The organism is Latilactobacillus sakei (assembly GCA_002953655.1).
Lineage (GTDB): Bacteria > Bacillota > Bacilli > Lactobacillales > Lactobacillaceae > Latilactobacillus > Latilactobacillus sakei_A.
The window spans coordinates 901,149-916,355 of sequence record CP025839.1; the positions used below are offsets into that span (position 1 = coordinate 901,149).

Here is a 15,207-nt window from a genome sequence, read left to right on the forward strand (position 1 = left end):
GCAGCGCTTTTTGGTATGGAGACTGTCGTTTAAGAGAATAACAGTATATTTGATACTTAAATCATAAAATGGATGATTGGGAAAGTCTGTCAAAGGGGCTATATTAAACCTGTAAACGCTTACTTGAATTATCTTATTTAAAAGGGGATTACGTCATGATTGATAAAAAAATGAAGATTGATCCAAACGAATTTGCACTCGCTGTTGTTGGCGGAACAACATTACCAGAAGGTGACGATACAAGAGCTAGCAAAACAGCTTTGAAGCGTTATTTATCAGCTTATATGTTGATTGAAGAATTCAACGATTTAGAAGCAAGCCAATTCAGTATGCTAAAAAAAGCCGACAGAGAATTGTTGGCAAAAGCGTTGGATGGGATGAAGTTTGATTAATTAAAGAGGTCAAAATAAATAATTAAAGCCACGACAAATTTATGATTTGTCGTGGCTTTTTGTATGCTTAAATGCGTCATTGAAAACGTTTGCAAAGAATGCTTGCGAGGTGTATATTAAAGTTATAATTTTGATATCAGCAAACAAGTTTCCGTATAAGAAATTTGTTTAGAAGGGTGGTGCCAACAATCAAATTAGTGTTTTTTGTTTTTGAAATTCAAAATAATATGTTGGGGGCATCATGATGGAGATTAAAAAAACGATTGAAAAGATACCTGGTGGGATGATGGTTGTACCACTATTTTTAGGAACCCTTGTTAATACAATTTGGCCGGGTGTTGATAAATTTTACGGCGGTTTTACTGGCAATTATTTGGTTGGCACTTCTGTTATTTTATTCATGTTTTTCTTCAGTGTTGGCACTACAATTGATCTCAAATCAACAGGTTATATCGCAAAAAAAGGCTTATCATTATTAATCTTTAAAGTATTGTTAGCGGGGTTACTAGGTGTTATTATTAATCATTTCCTACCGCGTTCAGGTGTCCAGGGGGGCCTCTTTGCCGGATTTTCAGTTTTAGCGGTGATTGCATCATTTAATGAAACCAATGGTGGTCTTTATATGGCTTTGATGACAACGTTAGGGCGTGAGGAAGATGCTGCGGGGTTCCCATTCATCAGTATTGAATCTGGGCCATTTATGACGATGGTGACCATGGGGGTTGCCGGAATTGCAGCTTTCCCATGGCAATCATTAGTGTCAACGTTGATTCCATTTGTACTAGGGATTACATTAGGCTCACTCGATCATGAATTCAGAAAAATGTTTAAACCAATTGTTCCTGCGATGGTCCCATTTTTCGCATTCACATTGGGTTATAGCTTAAACTTTGGTATGATCTTCAAGTCAGGTTTCATGGGAATTTTCATGGGTTTTGCAGTCGTTTTAGTTTCAGGATCTGTTTTATCATTTGTCGATCGGGTCTTCACCCATTCAGATGGGGTTGCCGGTTGGGCTGCTTCATCAACCGCCGGCGCAGCGGTTGCCGTTCCATATGCAATCGCTGAAACCAATCCAAGTTTTGCATCAACCGCAAGTTCAGCAACAGCGATTGTGGCAACCAGTGTGTTGGTAACGTCAATTTTAACACCGATTGTGACGATGTACTTCGAGAGACGGGCGCGCGCTAAAGGCTTGCCAATTGTACCTGAAAAGTACAAGAATCAGTTCCAAGAAGCTAAAAATAGATAATTAGAAAGTGGGGACGATGATGAATAATAAAAAAATAAATATTGATCCCGAAAAATTTGCTTATCATTTCATTGATTCAATTGCGGTACCAAATGAAAAGGATCAAATGGAAAAGAATGCTAAAAACAAACTCGTTGGTTTTTTAACCGCTTATTACCTAATCAATAATTTCAATCAAATGGAAAACGGCATGTTTGACCAGGTGAAGGCTAAGAAAGTTGAAAACATGAGTTATAAGGAATTATTGGAAGAAGTATCGAAGTTGACGTATTTTTAGAGGAGATGGTTTATAAAATACGTTCAGACTACAAAAGAGGCGTTAAGGCAAAATTAATTTTTGCCTTAACGTCTATTTTTTATTTTATTATCAATAAACCGTTTACAAAACGTTCGGCATGCGTTATATTTTACTTATAAGGTTAACCGGTTAAGTGGAGGAGATTGATAATGAAACCTAAATATCAGCAAGTTGAACAGTTTTTATTGTATCAATTGAAAAATGGTGAATTTAAGGAAGGCGATAAGTTCTATTCCGAAGCGGAATTGAAAGAAAAATTTTCGGTTAGTTCTGCAACCGTTATCAAGGCGATTAACGAATTGGTGACAAAAGGCTTACTGGTTCGTCAACAAGGAAAAGGGACTTTTGTTTCAAAGGCTAGACAGGGAAAGCTTGTTAAATTCTTTGATCACGAAAAAGTAACCGATGCGGATGAACAAGTTCAGGTGTATTCAATTGAAAAAGAGCATGAACCGCGAATTTTAAGCGAACTACGGTTAGAAGATGATCAGGATTATTATCATATTACGCGAATTCGGATGGTTAATCAGTTACCGGTTTATGTCCAACACACATATCTGTTGAGCGAATATTTTAATGATTTAGCATTATTTGATCAGGACTATTATTCATCAATCTATGAACGGATTCGTGAAGATAGTGGGATTGATTTATTTAATATTGATATGGACGAAACAACCGAAATCGTCTTTCCAGTGCCGGCGCTTGAACAAAAATTAATGGCGCTAGAAGACGAGCACCAGCCTGCAGCTTTTATTAAACGCCATAGTTATCTTTTTGATAATAAGGTGATTGAATATGTCGAAAGTTATAAACGTTGGGATTATTTTGAGTTTCAGATTAAAACAATCTAGGAGGAGACAACATGCATATTGAGTGGTGGCAAATTTTATTATTAACGCTTTATTCTGGTTTTGCAATTTATGATGGCAATAATACAACTTTTGGAGCCGTTAAACCGACAATGGCTGGTTTTTTCGCTGGTTTAATCTTAGGGGATGTTCAAACCGGCTTAATTGTTGGGGGAACGCTGAATTTACTAGTTCTCGGTGTTGGAAATTTTGGGGGCTCATCAATGCCCGATTATATGACGGGCGCGTTATTAGGAACGGCTTTTGCGGTTATGAGTGGTAAAGGCGCAGAATTTGGGGCAACTTTAGCTGTGCCAATTGGCTTATTAATGATTCAACTAGATGTCTTGGCGCGTTTTTGTAACACATTCATTCAACATCGTGCCGAAACATTAGTCAGTGAACAGCATTTGAAACGAGCGACTTATATGAATTTAATGGGGATTATTCCAACTTCCCTCTCGAGAATGTTACCTGTTTTCTTAGCATTAGTTTTCGGTTCACAATTCGTTCAAGGGGTTGTTGACAGTTTACCAATGTGGTTAATGAATGGTTTGAAGACGGCCGGCGGTATTTTACCAGCTTTAGGGATTGCGATTTTGTTGCGTTACTTACCGGTTCAAAAAAATATGGCCTTTTTATTAGTGGGCTTTTTCTTAGCAGCTTTCCTAAAAGTACCGGTGATTGGTGCAGCAATGATCGGTTTAGCCATGGCTTTAGTAGCCTTTAACTTTGATTCACCACGTGCACAAGTCGCTACTGGCGAAAATTCAGTAAACGGAGATGACATGGAAGATGAATAATGAACAAATTAAATTAAGTCCAGAAATGAAAAAAGTCTTTTGGCGTTGGTATTTCTTTGGACAAGCGGGCTGGAACTACGAAAAAATGCAAGGGCTTGGCTATTATTACAGTATTTATCCATTAATTGATAATTTGTACGGTGCTAGCGATGAAGGCGCTCGGGTGGCAGTCAGTGAATTACAATTTTTCAATACGAACAACTCAATGGCTCCCATTATTTTAGGGGTCGATGGTGCGATTCAAGAAAGCCAAGGCGAGTCTTCTAAAGATGCAGTTGCGTCATTAAAAACCGGGATGATGGGCCCACTAGCCGGAATCGGCGATACGTTATTTGCGGTTATTCCCAATACAATCATCGGTTCAATTGCCTCTTACATGGCTTTAAAGGGGAATCCGTTTGCGTTAATTCTATGGATTGCGTTTGGGTTCTTACGTTTGGCTGTCATGCGTAGTTTCTTCTTCATGGGTTATAAAGAAGGCGTTAAGTTAATCAATTCATTGGGCGATCGGCTGAAGAAAATTACGAGTGCCGCTAATGTTTTAGGGATGACCGTTATTGGGGCCTTAATTCCATCGGTCATTACAGCTGGGTTTGTTTATCAATTCAAAAATGGTGGCGTTAAAATTTCGATTCAAAGTTTGGCAGATCAAATCATGCCAGGTTTAGCGCCAGCATTAGTTGTTTTATTCACTTATTGGTTACTTGGTCGGAAACATATGAATTCGACACGGGTGACATTAATTTTAATTCTAGTGGGCATTTTAGCCTATAACTTGAAAGTTTTTGCTTAGGAGGCAGTTATGATGAAAGGTTTTGTAAATATTAGAATCGATGATCGGTTAATTCATGGGCAGGTCGCTACGCGCTGGTCAACCGGCTTGAGAGCAACACGGATTATGGTCATTGATAATGACGTCGCCAATGATGATGTTCAAAAAAGCGTGCTTAGAATGGCAGCGCCTTCTGGCATCAGTACATCAATTATTACGGAAGAAAAAGCCATCACGAATATCAAAGCAGGTAAATATGAAAATCAACGCGTGTTATTAGTTGTGAGACGTCCCAAAGTACTCTTAAATTTAATCAATGCGGGCTTACCAATTGATAAAATTAATGTCGGTAACATGTCTAATCGTGATAATACAACTCAAGTTAAGAAGTCGGTTAGTTTGACCGCTGAAGAACGGGCTGATATTGAAGCAATCATGGCTAAAGGTGTCTTAGTGACTGCTCAAATGGTCCCAGATGATCCTGAAACTGACTTTAAACAATTCTTGAAGTAGTCATACGAGGAGGATGATTGATGACTGATAAGTTACTAATGAAAGGGCAACTGGTAACGGATGAATGGCTTGATAGTCACTTACAAAAGTGTGTTACTCAAATCAAACGGGAAATACCGAGATTTGCAGACCATTTTCCATCCGCTTGTACGACCCACATGCAATATCGGATTAAAGGAAATGATGATTGGACCAACGGCTTTTGGACGGCAATGGTCTGGCAAGCCTATGAACTAACGGGTGATACTGTATTTAAAGCAACTGCGCAAGAACATTTACGTAGTTTTGACCAACGATTACGTGAGCATTTTGTTTTGGACCATCATGATATTGGTTTTTTGTATTCATTGTCAGCTTTTGCTGGCTATCGGATTACACAACAATCATCAGCTAAACAGCAAGTCTTGCAAGCAGCAGATGTGTTGATGAGTCGCTATCAAGAAAAAGGCGGCTTCATTCAAGCTTGGGGCGCATTAGATGATCCTAAAGAATATCGGTTAATTATTGACTCCTTGCTAAATTTACCGTTGCTGTTTGAAGCCAGTCGCATTTCAGGCGATGAACGGTATCAAAAAGTAGGGCAAGCACATTATCAAAAGGTTTTAGCTAACATTGTGCGGTCAGATTACTCGACCTATCATACCTTTTATTTTGACCCTGAAACTGGGGCGCCGGTTAAAGGGATGACCCACCAAGGCTTTTCAGATGAATCGTGTTGGGCACGGGGCCAAGCCTGGATTTTACTAGGGATTCCTTTGCATCATCGGTTCTTCCCTGATAGCGATGATCAGGCATTGTATCAAAAATTATTAGCATATTATTTTAAGCAGTTACCAGAAGACGGGATACCTTATTGGGATTTAATTTTTACCGCCCAAGATGGTGAACCGCGGGATAGTTCGGCCGCTGCGATTGTTGCGTGTGGTTTAATTGAAGCGCAGGAACAAGGCTATTTAAGTAACGGGATTGAATTGGCAAAGGGCATTCTTTATGAATTAGGAATGCATTATGAGACGCAAGGGACTGAAGAAGGGCTTTTGCGCCACGGCGTGTATGCCTATGCGGAACATAAAGGTGTTGATGAAGCTAACTTATGGGGCGATTATTTCTATATGGAAGCCCTGATGCGCTTGCGAAGAAGTGATTGGAAGACTTATTGGTGAGAAGGTAGGCTTATGACGACTTTTGAAATTGGAACAGATTTTTTATTGGATCAACAGCCATTTAAGATTTATGCCGGCGCAATCCATTATTTCAGAATTGCACCAGGACAATGGCGCTATACGTTAAAAAAAGCAAAAGCAGCCGGATTAAATACGATTGAAACCTATGTACCGTGGAATATGCACGAACCGGTTGAGCAGCAATTTGATTTTTCAGGGGCGCTCGATTTAAAGCGCTTTATTAAAATAGCCGCTGAAGAAGGCCTCTACGTGATTGTCCGTCCCAGTCCGTATATTTGTGCTGAATGGGAATTTGGTGGTTTTCCAGCGTGGTTACTAAAATATCCAGATATGATTGTCCGGTCCAACACACCACTGTTTATTAGTAAAGTAGCAGCTTATTATCACCGTTTATTTCAAGAATTGGTACCACTGCAAGTGACGCACGGGGGACCAATTTTGATGATGCAAGTTGAAAATGAATATGGGTCTTTTGGTAATGACAAATCTTATTTGCGCCAGATCAAGCAATTAATGCTAAATAATGGTGTTGATGTGCCGTTATTTACTTCTGATGGCAGTTGGCTGCAAGCACTAGAAGCTGGCAGTCTGATTGAAGATGGTATATTAGCAACGGCTAATTTTGGCTCCCATGCTAAAGAAAATTTAACGGTTTTACAACAATTCTTTGAACAACATGATCAGAAATGGCCGTTAATGTGTATGGAATTTTGGGATGGCTGGTTTAGTCGCTGGCAGGAACCAGTTGTGCAAAGAGCAAGTGCTGATTTTGAACACGATTTACGAGAATTAGTTGATTTTGGTGCCAGTTTCAACCTTTACATGTTCCGCGGCGGCAGTAACTGGGGTTTTTGGAACGGGTGCTCATCTAGAAATAATGTTGATTTACCGCAAGTAACATCATATGATTACGACGCCATTTTACATGAAGATGGTACTGAAAATGGTAAGTTTGCGGCGTTGCAACATGTGCTGGGTGTTACTGGTGAGATTGGGGTGGCTGAAGAACGAGCTATCCAACCGCGACAATTGCCGTCAATCGCCGTTCAAAAGACGGTCCGTTTAGTTGATGTGTTAGATGATTTAGCGCAACCAGTGACTTCATTGGCACCACAATTAATGCCGGCTATTGGCTCGGGTTATGGCTATATTTTCTATCGAACAACAGTCCACGGTCAGGGAAAACCTGAGACATTACGTTTAGTTGACGCCTCCGATCGCGCTGATATTTATCTCAATCAACAGTTGTTAGACACGCAATACCAAGCCACTTTAGGCACCGATTTAACGCCAACTTTGGAAGCAGATAACCAGCTAGAAATATTAGTTGAAAACATGGGGCGGGTTAATTATGGCACGCGTTTATTATCCCCAACCCAGAAAAAGGGAATCCGGACCGGGGTCGTGATTGATCGTCACCTTCATTTTGGTTGGCAACAGTGGGCACTGGATTTTAAATCAATTACGCATATCGATTGGACCAAGCAACTCTCTAATTATGGTCCCACTTTAAATCGATTTACTTTTGATTTAGACCAGACAGTGAATACGTATCTAAACTGTGCTGCTTTTGGGAAGGGAATCGTCTTGGTGAATGGGCATCATATTGGGCGTTACTGGTCAGTCGGACCAATTGCAACGCTCTATGTTCCTAGCGACTTTTTGAACGTTGGCCATAACGAAATTGTTGTTTTTGAAACAACGACGACCCCCATCACACAGTTAGAATTTACAGATAAAAGGATGATTAGCGAATGAGACAATTAATATTAGTCAGTCATGGTGATTTGGCTAAAAGTTATTTAACGAGCTTAGATATGATTGCCGGTGGGCATGATAATGTAACGGCCATCACCTTCGATGGTGAAATTAGTAAGACGTTATTGGGGGATCAAATTGAAGTCGCGCTTAACCCAGATGCACAAGAAGTGATTATCGTCGTTGATTTACCAGGCGGGACACCATGTAATGTTGTACTAGAACGCTACTTAACGGATGAGCGCATCACAATTTTAGCCAGTTTGAACTTACCAATGATTTTAGAGCTTTATTTAAATCTTGGTCAGGCGGATTATCAAATGACACAAGCAATTAAAACGGCTATTAGTAATACCTATGATGTGAAGCAACAACTCAGTAACCAAACTGAAGACGATGAATAAAACTAAAAGAGCCAGCCAAACATCTAGTAAGATGAAGGGCTGGCTCTTTTTAATGTTTTTCAACATAATTAAAGTATTTAAAATCAGCAAATGAAGCGTGGTGGTCAAGATCTTGCGTACAGATACCGACCATTGCGCCGGTAAATGCTAATTTACCATGGGCTTTAATAAAATCATCACTTAATTGATCTGCGGGTAAGACGTCACCGATTGGCTGTAGGTCTTGTTTGCCAAGCGCATAATAAAATTGTGCTTGGTTACGGTTAACTGTAACTGCTAATCGAATTGATTGATGTTCGGGGATACTAATTCGTTCGGAATGGTAGGCAAATTGATTAATCGTATCACTTTCAACTTGGATTGTTTTTTCATGACGTTCTTCATCGTAAGAAACTTGCAGATAGTGCCAATTATCCGTGTCATAAAAGAGCACTAAGCCAGCAAGTTGTTGAAAAGAAGTTGGGTCAAAGGTCATTTCGGTTTCTACACGGAAGTTAAAATGTTGCCATCGGCGGGCAATCAGTGTTTGTTGGTGTAAGCTGGTAATACTTTGTTCACCATAAAGTCGTAAATAGCCAGGATGATCCGATAGTGAGATACACCGTTGATTAGCAGTGGGTGCTTGGCGAAGTCCTTTAAAATAATTTGGTAATTGTGTTGTATTAAAATCACAGAATGTACTAAAATCGCTTTTTTGACGACTATTCTTAGCGATTGATGGGACTGGCACTGCTAAATCTGGGAAGATAGTGCCATTAGTTAGTCGGGGCCACTCATCAATCCAATCGATTTTTTGGAGGGCGGTTTCTCGGCCTAATGGGCAATTTCCACGTTCAGTTAACGGGCGAGCGCAAATATGCGTGATATACCATTCATCAGGGGCGACTTCAATAAAAGAAGCATGCCCACTTTTTTGAAGGGGGTTAGTCGGATCAGGTTTAGTTGTTAGTAACGGGTGGTATGGCGATTGTTCATAAGGGCCCATAATTTGTCGCGACCGACAGACGGTTGCGGCGTGACTATAGCCGGTGCCACCGGCAGCACATAATAAATAATACCAGCCGTCTTTTTTTAATATCTGAGGCCCCTCGCAAACGCCTAAATCAGTGCCGGTAAAGAAATGATGGCGTGTCCCTGTCAATTCTAATGTCTCAGCATTAAATTCTTGAATGACTAGGCCAGCAAAATTGGGCTTTTCGAGGCGATGATCAAATAACATACTCATAAGGTAATGTTTGCCATCGTCGTCATGGAAAAAGGCGGGATCGAAACCAGAAGCCGTGACAAAATGCGGCTGACTCCAGGGACCGGTGATTTCTGGCGCAAACATAACATAATTCAAAGTGTCCTTAAAAGCTGTGCCGGTTTTAACATCGGTGATGAGTAACCAAAATTGACTATCGGCGTAACTAAGGTGAGGGGCCCAGATACTACCGGAATTATAATTACCCGTTAAATCGATAACGGCGTCGTTTTCTAGCGGGGAACTGACTAATTCCCAATTGATGAGATCAATTGAGTGATAGATTTCAACACCAGGTAGCCATTCAAACGTTGAAGTTGCCAGATAGTAATCTTGACCGACCTTTACAACGGAAGCATCGGGATTAAAACCGGGTAGGATTGGATTTTTAAAAGTTTTCATCATTAATATGCTCCTATCAATGCTAAAAAAGAGGTGGCAACTGCCCCTCTTTTTAGCGTCTATTCAATAATTAACCAGTGATTCCTAAGACAGTTAGGATAATTGCGATTAAAAAGACAGTTAATAATGCGCGTACAGGACGATTATGTTTACGCAGGTAAGCGAAACAAAGCATTGTTAAGGTTAGTGGTAATAGACCAGGTAAAATGGAATCTAAAATTTGTTGAAGATTAAATTCGGTGCCACCAATCTTTTGTGAGAAGGTAGTTGTAAAGGTTACAAATTGTGCTGTCATTGCGCCGGTCATGATTAAACCTAAAACAGTACAACCTTTAGTAATCGCATTGAAAGAACCGCTCTTCATGGCCTTAGAGATGAAGGCGCCACCTGATTTATAGCCTAATACGCCACCAAACCAACGAATCAGTGCATTAGGGATACTAGCAACGACTAAGAAGAGGATAGGGCCCAGAATATTTCCTTGTTGACTAAGCCCTAGGGCAACACCCGTTGCGACAACTCGGATAACTGAAAGATAAACCGAATCACCAATACCGGCAAGTGGGCCCATTAAAGCTGTTTTAAGTGCGCTAATCGAAGTTTCATCGAATGGCGTACCGTTATCAGTCGCTAATTTATTTTCTTCTTCCATTGAAATCGTTAAAGCAGCGATGAAGTTATTCATTCCGGTATTAGTATTGTAAAAATCTTGATGGCGGGCCATAGCCGCATAGAACGCGTCAGTACCTTTACCATATATATTCTCTAGGAAGGGTTCCATAACCCACGAATAAGTAATGCCCTGCTGTTTGGTATAGCTAGCACAAAACATAAGATAGTTACTGCGCCAAAAGAGCTTCCAGAGTAGCTTACGTTCTTTTTTATCGAGTTTAGTCGATAATACTTTTGTTTCTGTTGGATTAGTCATTGAAAAAATCCTCACTTTCATCGTTAGAATCAACCGTTTCGGTTGCAGTTTGTTTATTATTGTTGTTGTGGCGTAATTCGGCCATTACAACAAGAGCTGCGATAATAAAACCAATGAAGGCAATTTGAATTAGGGAAAGCATTTTAGTTGGCGCAGTTGTTAATGCAACTGCACCTTTAGTTAAGCGACCATCTGTTGCTTTGTCGTAGGTGAAGAATGCACCTAATGCGAATCCTAAGAAGTAAAATGGGATGAGGCTCTTTTCCCAAAGCATTTTAAGTAGCAAGGCAATCCCGATAGCGGGTAACATAGTTGCAGCAACGGTCATTGAGCTTTGAATCCAAGTTGGAATAGCTTCAATTAAAGCTTTAATGGCATTAGTACCAACCATAATTGAAATGAAACCAAGTAGAAAATAAACTAATTCAAAACCCCAAAACTGAAGTGACCAGAGTCGATTAAAAGCTTTAATATTTTTATCTTTAATATGTTTTTCAAAACGTGGGACAAGGGATGTAATAACCATTTTCATAACTGTATAGATTAAAGTTCCTAATAATGAAATTGGAACGGCTAAGGCAATTGCGGTTTCGATTTTAGAACCTAAGATCATTGCAAATGCGCCGCCGAAAATGGATCCCAATGTAAAATCGGATGGCATAACGCCACCGAGATTGACGTTTCCTAGGAAAATTAATTCTAATTGAGCCCCAAGAATAATCCCTTCAGTGGGGTGACCAAGTAAAATCCCTAGTAGAGCAACGATAAAAATTGGCCGAGAAAGTTGAGAACTAAACCACCAATCTAAAAACTTAGCGAGTGCGACAACAAAACCAACAATGAGTGCGTTCATTAACATATTAATGGCCTCCTAGTAATTGATTTAATGATTGTTCAGGATCGCTGGGAAGCGGTTGATAAGTAAAATCATAGCCATCAGCGAACATCTTTTGGAAAATTTGTTCATCTGTTTTTGATAGGTAAACGGTTTCTGTCACTTTGCGCTTATCACTTAGGACACCACCGATTCGGCCATAGTTAGCAATATTTAAACGTGGTTTCTGAGTGAGATGTGGGACTAGTCCAGCAACATATTTTGGATCGTTGGTAACAACTAATATTTTGAGTGCTTCTGAACGTGGGTCATTTAAGATCTTAATGGCTTTATCAAGTGGTAAGATAGCTGCTTTTACGCCAGCAGGAGCTGCCATTTTAAGCGCGCTAATCTGAATTTCATTGGTAGCAATTTTGTCACTGATAACGACAATGCGACTAATTCCTAATTCCTTTGACCATTTAACCGCCACCTGTCCATGGATAAGTCGATCGTCAATTCTAATCATACTAATCATTGTAAAACCTCCTAATATAAAATAAATAATGTGAATGATGCCATGCTTGTTGTAAGCCTGCAAATTACTATAAGCAAGTAACGTGCCAAGTTGTGTCGACTGGATGAATCAGCTTTTTATCACAGGGATTGCAATTTAAACGCGGCGTGGTATAGTAAATTCGACAGAAATAAAAACGGTTACAATTGTGTCGAAGAAAAGGAATGAGTCGATGAGCCTAGATAAAGTAAAAAATGAAGTCGTTAAAGAAACGTTAGCATTACGGACGATTGCAGATATTAAAAATATAACAACTGAAAAAATTGCGACGCAAGTCCAGTTGAGCCGCAATACGGTTAGTCAGTATTTGAATGAATTATTAAAATCTGGTGCGGTGGTTCAGGTTAAATCGCGACCGGCTAATTTTTTTGATCGAGAAACTTTTACGGAATTATTTTTTAAACCGCAAACGCTAATATACAGTACCTTAGCCGCTTTAACGGCTGAACAGAGTGCGACACAAAGCGTCTTTCAATCTTTTATTGGTAGTCAAGAGAGTATGCGCATCGGGATTGAACATATTACGACAGCCATTAATTATCCACCAAACGGGCTACCGATGATTTTTTCTGGTAGTACCGGTGTGGGGAAGAGTTATCTGGCCAAACTAACCTATGATTATTGTGTTGAAAAAGGAATTTTGAGTGAACAAGCTCCTTTTATGACGCTCAATTGTGCGCAGTATTATCATAATCCGGAGTTACTTTCGAGCAATCTTTTTGGTTATGCCAAAGGGAGTTTTACCGGGGCAACAACTGATTTTAAAGGGTTACTAGAATCGGCTGATGGAGGCGTTTTGTTTTTAGATGAATGTCACCGCTTAGATCCTGAAAGCCAAGAAAAACTTTTTTCGTTTATGGATACGGGTACTTTTCAACGGATGGGGGAAAATAATGTGACTCGGCGGGCAAACGTGCGCCTGATATTTGCGACCACTGAGGATTTAAACGAAACATTCCTAAAAACCTTTATGCGGCGTATTCCAGTGTCGGTTAAGGTGCCTGATTTAAATAATCGCTCTAAAACGGAATTGAAATTACACATCTTCAAAGCCTTTATTCAAGAAAGTGAACGGTTAGGGCGGCCTATCACGGTGAGTGCCTGGGTGATCAATCGGCTTTATAATTTAAAATATAAGAGTAACGTTGGTGAGTTAAAGACTAATATTCGACTATTATGCGCGCGCGTTTTCAGTCAGGAGAAGACTGCGGAGACGATTGTTATCAATTCAGAAAGTATTGGCAATACTTTTTTAACAAATCTAATGGCTTCTAAAGAGCAAGAAGTTGTAGTCAAAGAAGCCGTTAACTTCAGTCCGACAAGTCAACTGACAGATTTTGAAGATCAATTGCAGGATGAAAATTCATTGCTATTAAATGGCTTACAAAAAATATTAGGCTTAGTTGAGCAATATCAACAGCGCACATTATCGTTAGAGAATGTCAAACGACAACTGGCTCGTGAAGCGGCTGCCCTAATCGATCGTATTGTGCATGGCGATCAGCAATTTCAAGATGAATCTTTAAAATATATGACCGCCGTGATTCAAGGGTTATTTGATTATCTTGAGTCATCTTTCTTCGTTAAAATTAAGGGAAATGCGATTGTTGCGATTGCTAACTATATTTACCGGAAGAATGATTTTGAAATTAAAATAACGCCTAAGGAAACGATCTTGTTAGAACGACTGTTAGGTTTAATCTCAGAGAATGCGGGGATTGAGACCCAGTTGTTGAAATCATTCTTAGACTTAGTTAAGACAAAACTGGACTTTAAATTAGATTTGTTTAGCCAAGTTTTACTGATGGGTTATTTAATTAGCTTGGAAATTGATTATCAACGCTCAGGCCAATCAGCGATTATCTTAGCGCATGGTTTTTCAACCGCTAGTAGTATCGCGGATGTTGCCAACCAATTTTTGGATTATAAGGTTTTTGATGCGTTTGATATGCCGTTATCAATTTCAGTCAATCAAGTGCGGGAATTTATGGACCAGTATTTGAAGAAATACGATTGTTCAAAGGGACTGGTTATTCTAGTGGATATGGGGTCTTTAATGGTCTTGCCGGAATCGCTAGAAGAAGTTGTCGACGGACCACTTTTAGTTATTAGTAATGTTTCAACTCAAGAAGCGCTGTATGTGGGGGAATTAATTCGTAGTGGGACCGCAATTGATGAAATTGGGCGCAAGGTTCAAGAAAAACTGCGGCCAACGTATCGACTGAGTTACCCAATTGTTAAAAAAGCCCCGATGATTATTACGACTTGTCATACTGGCGTTGGTTCAGCAAAACAAATTCAAAAATTCTTAGAGAATAGTATGCCTCAGAATCTCGATTATCGCATTGAGGCAGTTGATTATGCCTATTTAACGCAATACGCAGATCAAAGTCCGTACTTTAATCAATATGATGTCGTTTCGATTGTCGGAACAAGTGATCCTCAAATTCCGGGAATGCCGTTTATTTCATTAGAAAAATTGGTATCGACAGGAGACAAGGAAATTGTTCACCAAATTTTTCCAACGATCGAAGATTCGACGGTGTTAGATCAAATTAATGATAAGTTAATTCAAAACATGTCAATTGAGCGTCTATTATCGGCAGTCACGATTTTAGATGTCAAAAAAGTGATTGAATCAGTGAGCCAATTAATTGGCCGCCTTGAAGAAGGCTCACAAATTAAATTATCTAACAATCAGAAGGCTATTTTATACGTGCACATTAGCGCACTAATTGAACGTTTAATTCGGAATGAAAAGCCCCTGGAATATCATCCTGATAATGAAGCAGAACGTGTTCAGGGTCTCCAGCAGATTGCCAGAGCACTGGGGACGATTGAGTCGAGCTATGGCATTAATGTTTCAGATGGTGAACGTAATTATTTATACGATATTATTTTTGAAGGTGAATAAGAAATACAAAAGCTGGGATAAATAGCATTTTATCGGCAGCTTTTTTTGATGCTATAACATTATGGGGCGTTACTTCGACACAAAAGTGGCATGAAACTTGCT

At 39.7% G+C, this 15,207-nt stretch carries 15 protein-coding genes; 11 read left to right on the top strand and 4 right to left on the bottom strand.

The window, feature by feature from the left end:
- Positions 1-155: 155 nt before the first annotated feature.
- From C0213_04490 to C0213_04535, 10 genes are all read left to right on the top strand, one after another.
- Positions 156-392, top strand: coding sequence for a hypothetical protein (locus C0213_04490; protein AUX11691.1), 237 nt, complete (start codon positions 156-158; stop codon positions 390-392).
- A gap of 244 nt (positions 393-636) precedes the next feature.
- Positions 637-1,644 carry a 2-keto-3-deoxygluconate permease gene (locus tag C0213_04495; GenBank protein ID AUX11692.1) on the top strand — a complete coding sequence of 336 codons (1,008 nt, stop codon included), beginning with the start codon at positions 637-639 and terminating at the stop codon, positions 1,642-1,644.
- A 19-nt stretch (positions 1,645-1,663) separates the two neighbouring features.
- Positions 1,664-1,921 carry a hypothetical protein gene (locus C0213_04500; protein ID AUX11693.1) on the top strand — a complete coding sequence of 86 codons (258 nt, stop codon included), beginning with the start codon at positions 1,664-1,666 and terminating at the stop codon, positions 1,919-1,921.
- Between the two features lie 170 nt (positions 1,922-2,091).
- A complete protein-coding gene (locus C0213_04505; GenBank protein AUX11694.1) occupies positions 2,092-2,796 on the top strand; it encodes a GntR family transcriptional regulator in 705 nt (234 codons plus the stop codon).
- Between the two features lie 11 nt (positions 2,797-2,807).
- The gene (locus C0213_04510) at positions 2,808-3,596 is read left to right on the top strand and encodes a PTS sorbose transporter subunit IIC (GenBank protein ID AUX11695.1); all 789 of its coding nucleotides are present in this window, start codon (positions 2,808-2,810) and stop codon (positions 3,594-3,596) included.
- Positions 3,589-4,389 (top strand): PTS fructose transporter subunit IID, encoded by an 801-nt coding sequence (locus C0213_04515; GenBank protein AUX11696.1) that lies wholly within the window; start codon positions 3,589-3,591, stop codon positions 4,387-4,389. The genes C0213_04510 and C0213_04515 overlap by 8 nt, the downstream gene beginning before the upstream one ends.
- Positions 4,390-4,401: 12 nt before the next feature.
- Positions 4,402-4,881 (top strand): PTS mannose/fructose/sorbose transporter subunit IIB, encoded by a 480-nt coding sequence (locus C0213_04520; GenBank protein ID AUX11697.1) that lies wholly within the window; start codon positions 4,402-4,404, stop codon positions 4,879-4,881.
- Positions 4,882-4,901: 20 nt separating this feature from the next.
- Positions 4,902-6,044, top strand: coding sequence for a glucuronyl hydrolase (locus C0213_04525; protein AUX11698.1), 1,143 nt, complete (start codon positions 4,902-4,904; stop codon positions 6,042-6,044).
- 12 nt (positions 6,045-6,056) lie between these two features.
- On the top strand, positions 6,057-7,823 hold the full coding sequence (locus C0213_04530; protein ID AUX11699.1) for a beta-galactosidase: 1,767 nt from the start codon (positions 6,057-6,059) through the stop codon (positions 7,821-7,823).
- On the top strand, positions 7,820-8,227 hold the full coding sequence (locus C0213_04535) for a hypothetical protein (GenBank protein ID AUX11700.1): 408 nt from the start codon (positions 7,820-7,822) through the stop codon (positions 8,225-8,227). The genes C0213_04530 and C0213_04535 overlap by 4 nt, the downstream gene beginning before the upstream one ends.
- A 49-nt stretch (positions 8,228-8,276) precedes the next feature.
- Here the strand turns inward: C0213_04535 and C0213_04540 are convergent, their stop codons facing one another.
- The 4 genes from C0213_04540 to C0213_04555 form a co-directional block, all read right to left on the bottom strand.
- The gene (locus C0213_04540) at positions 8,277-9,875 is read right to left on the bottom strand and encodes a glycoside hydrolase family 43 protein (protein ID AUX11701.1); all 1,599 of its coding nucleotides are present in this window, start codon (positions 9,873-9,875) and stop codon (positions 8,277-8,279) included.
- A 67-nt stretch (positions 9,876-9,942) separates the two neighbouring features.
- Positions 9,943-10,800, bottom strand: a complete 858-nt coding sequence (locus C0213_04545; GenBank protein AUX11702.1) for a PTS mannose transporter subunit IIB — start codon at positions 10,798-10,800, stop codon at positions 9,943-9,945.
- Positions 10,793-11,659: a PTS sugar transporter subunit IIC gene (locus C0213_04550; protein AUX11703.1), complete on the bottom strand. Its 867-nt coding sequence runs from the start codon at positions 11,657-11,659 to the stop codon at positions 10,793-10,795. The genes C0213_04545 and C0213_04550 overlap by 8 nt, the downstream gene beginning before the upstream one ends.
- Before the next feature lies 1 nt (position 11,660).
- The gene (locus C0213_04555) at positions 11,661-12,152 is read right to left on the bottom strand and encodes a PTS mannose/fructose/sorbose transporter subunit IIB (GenBank protein AUX11704.1); all 492 of its coding nucleotides are present in this window, start codon (positions 12,150-12,152) and stop codon (positions 11,661-11,663) included.
- Positions 12,153-12,363: 211 nt separating this feature from the next.
- Between C0213_04555 and C0213_04560 the strand changes: the two genes are divergently transcribed.
- Positions 12,364-15,105, top strand: a complete 2,742-nt coding sequence (locus tag C0213_04560) for a transcriptional regulator (GenBank protein ID AUX11705.1) — start codon at positions 12,364-12,366, stop codon at positions 15,103-15,105.
- Positions 15,106-15,207 lie beyond the last annotated feature (102 nt).

What these genes read in the sequence shown, in the direction of transcription:
- C0213_04490 (AUX11691.1), top strand. Translation starts at nt 156, where the DNA reads ATGATTGATAAAAAAATGAAGATTGATCCAAACGAATTTGCACTCGCT.
- C0213_04495 (AUX11692.1), top strand. Translation starts at nt 637, where the DNA reads ATGGAGATTAAAAAAACGATTGAAAAGATACCTGGTGGGATGATGGTT.
- C0213_04500 (AUX11693.1), top strand. Translation starts at nt 1,664, where the DNA reads ATGAATAATAAAAAAATAAATATTGATCCCGAAAAATTTGCTTATCAT.
- C0213_04505 (AUX11694.1), top strand. Translation starts at nt 2,092, where the DNA reads ATGAAACCTAAATATCAGCAAGTTGAACAGTTTTTATTGTATCAATTG.
- C0213_04510 (AUX11695.1), top strand. Translation starts at nt 2,808, where the DNA reads ATGCATATTGAGTGGTGGCAAATTTTATTATTAACGCTTTATTCTGGT.
- C0213_04515 (AUX11696.1), top strand. Translation starts at nt 3,589, where the DNA reads ATGAATAATGAACAAATTAAATTAAGTCCAGAAATGAAAAAAGTCTTT.
- C0213_04520 (AUX11697.1), top strand. Translation starts at nt 4,402, where the DNA reads ATGAAAGGTTTTGTAAATATTAGAATCGATGATCGGTTAATTCATGGG.
- C0213_04525 (AUX11698.1), top strand. Translation starts at nt 4,902, where the DNA reads ATGACTGATAAGTTACTAATGAAAGGGCAACTGGTAACGGATGAATGG.
- C0213_04530 (AUX11699.1), top strand. Translation starts at nt 6,057, where the DNA reads ATGACGACTTTTGAAATTGGAACAGATTTTTTATTGGATCAACAGCCA.
- C0213_04535 (AUX11700.1), top strand. Translation starts at nt 7,820, where the DNA reads ATGAGACAATTAATATTAGTCAGTCATGGTGATTTGGCTAAAAGTTAT.
- C0213_04540 (AUX11701.1), bottom strand. Translation starts at nt 9,875, where the DNA reads ATGATGAAAACTTTTAAAAATCCAATCCTACCCGGTTTTAATCCCGAT.
- C0213_04545 (AUX11702.1), bottom strand. Translation starts at nt 10,800, where the DNA reads ATGACTAATCCAACAGAAACAAAAGTATTATCGACTAAACTCGATAAA.
- C0213_04550 (AUX11703.1), bottom strand. Translation starts at nt 11,659, where the DNA reads ATGTTAATGAACGCACTCATTGTTGGTTTTGTTGTCGCACTCGCTAAG.
- C0213_04555 (AUX11704.1), bottom strand. Translation starts at nt 12,152, where the DNA reads ATGATTAGTATGATTAGAATTGACGATCGACTTATCCATGGACAGGTG.
- C0213_04560 (AUX11705.1), top strand. Translation starts at nt 12,364, where the DNA reads ATGAGCCTAGATAAAGTAAAAAATGAAGTCGTTAAAGAAACGTTAGCA.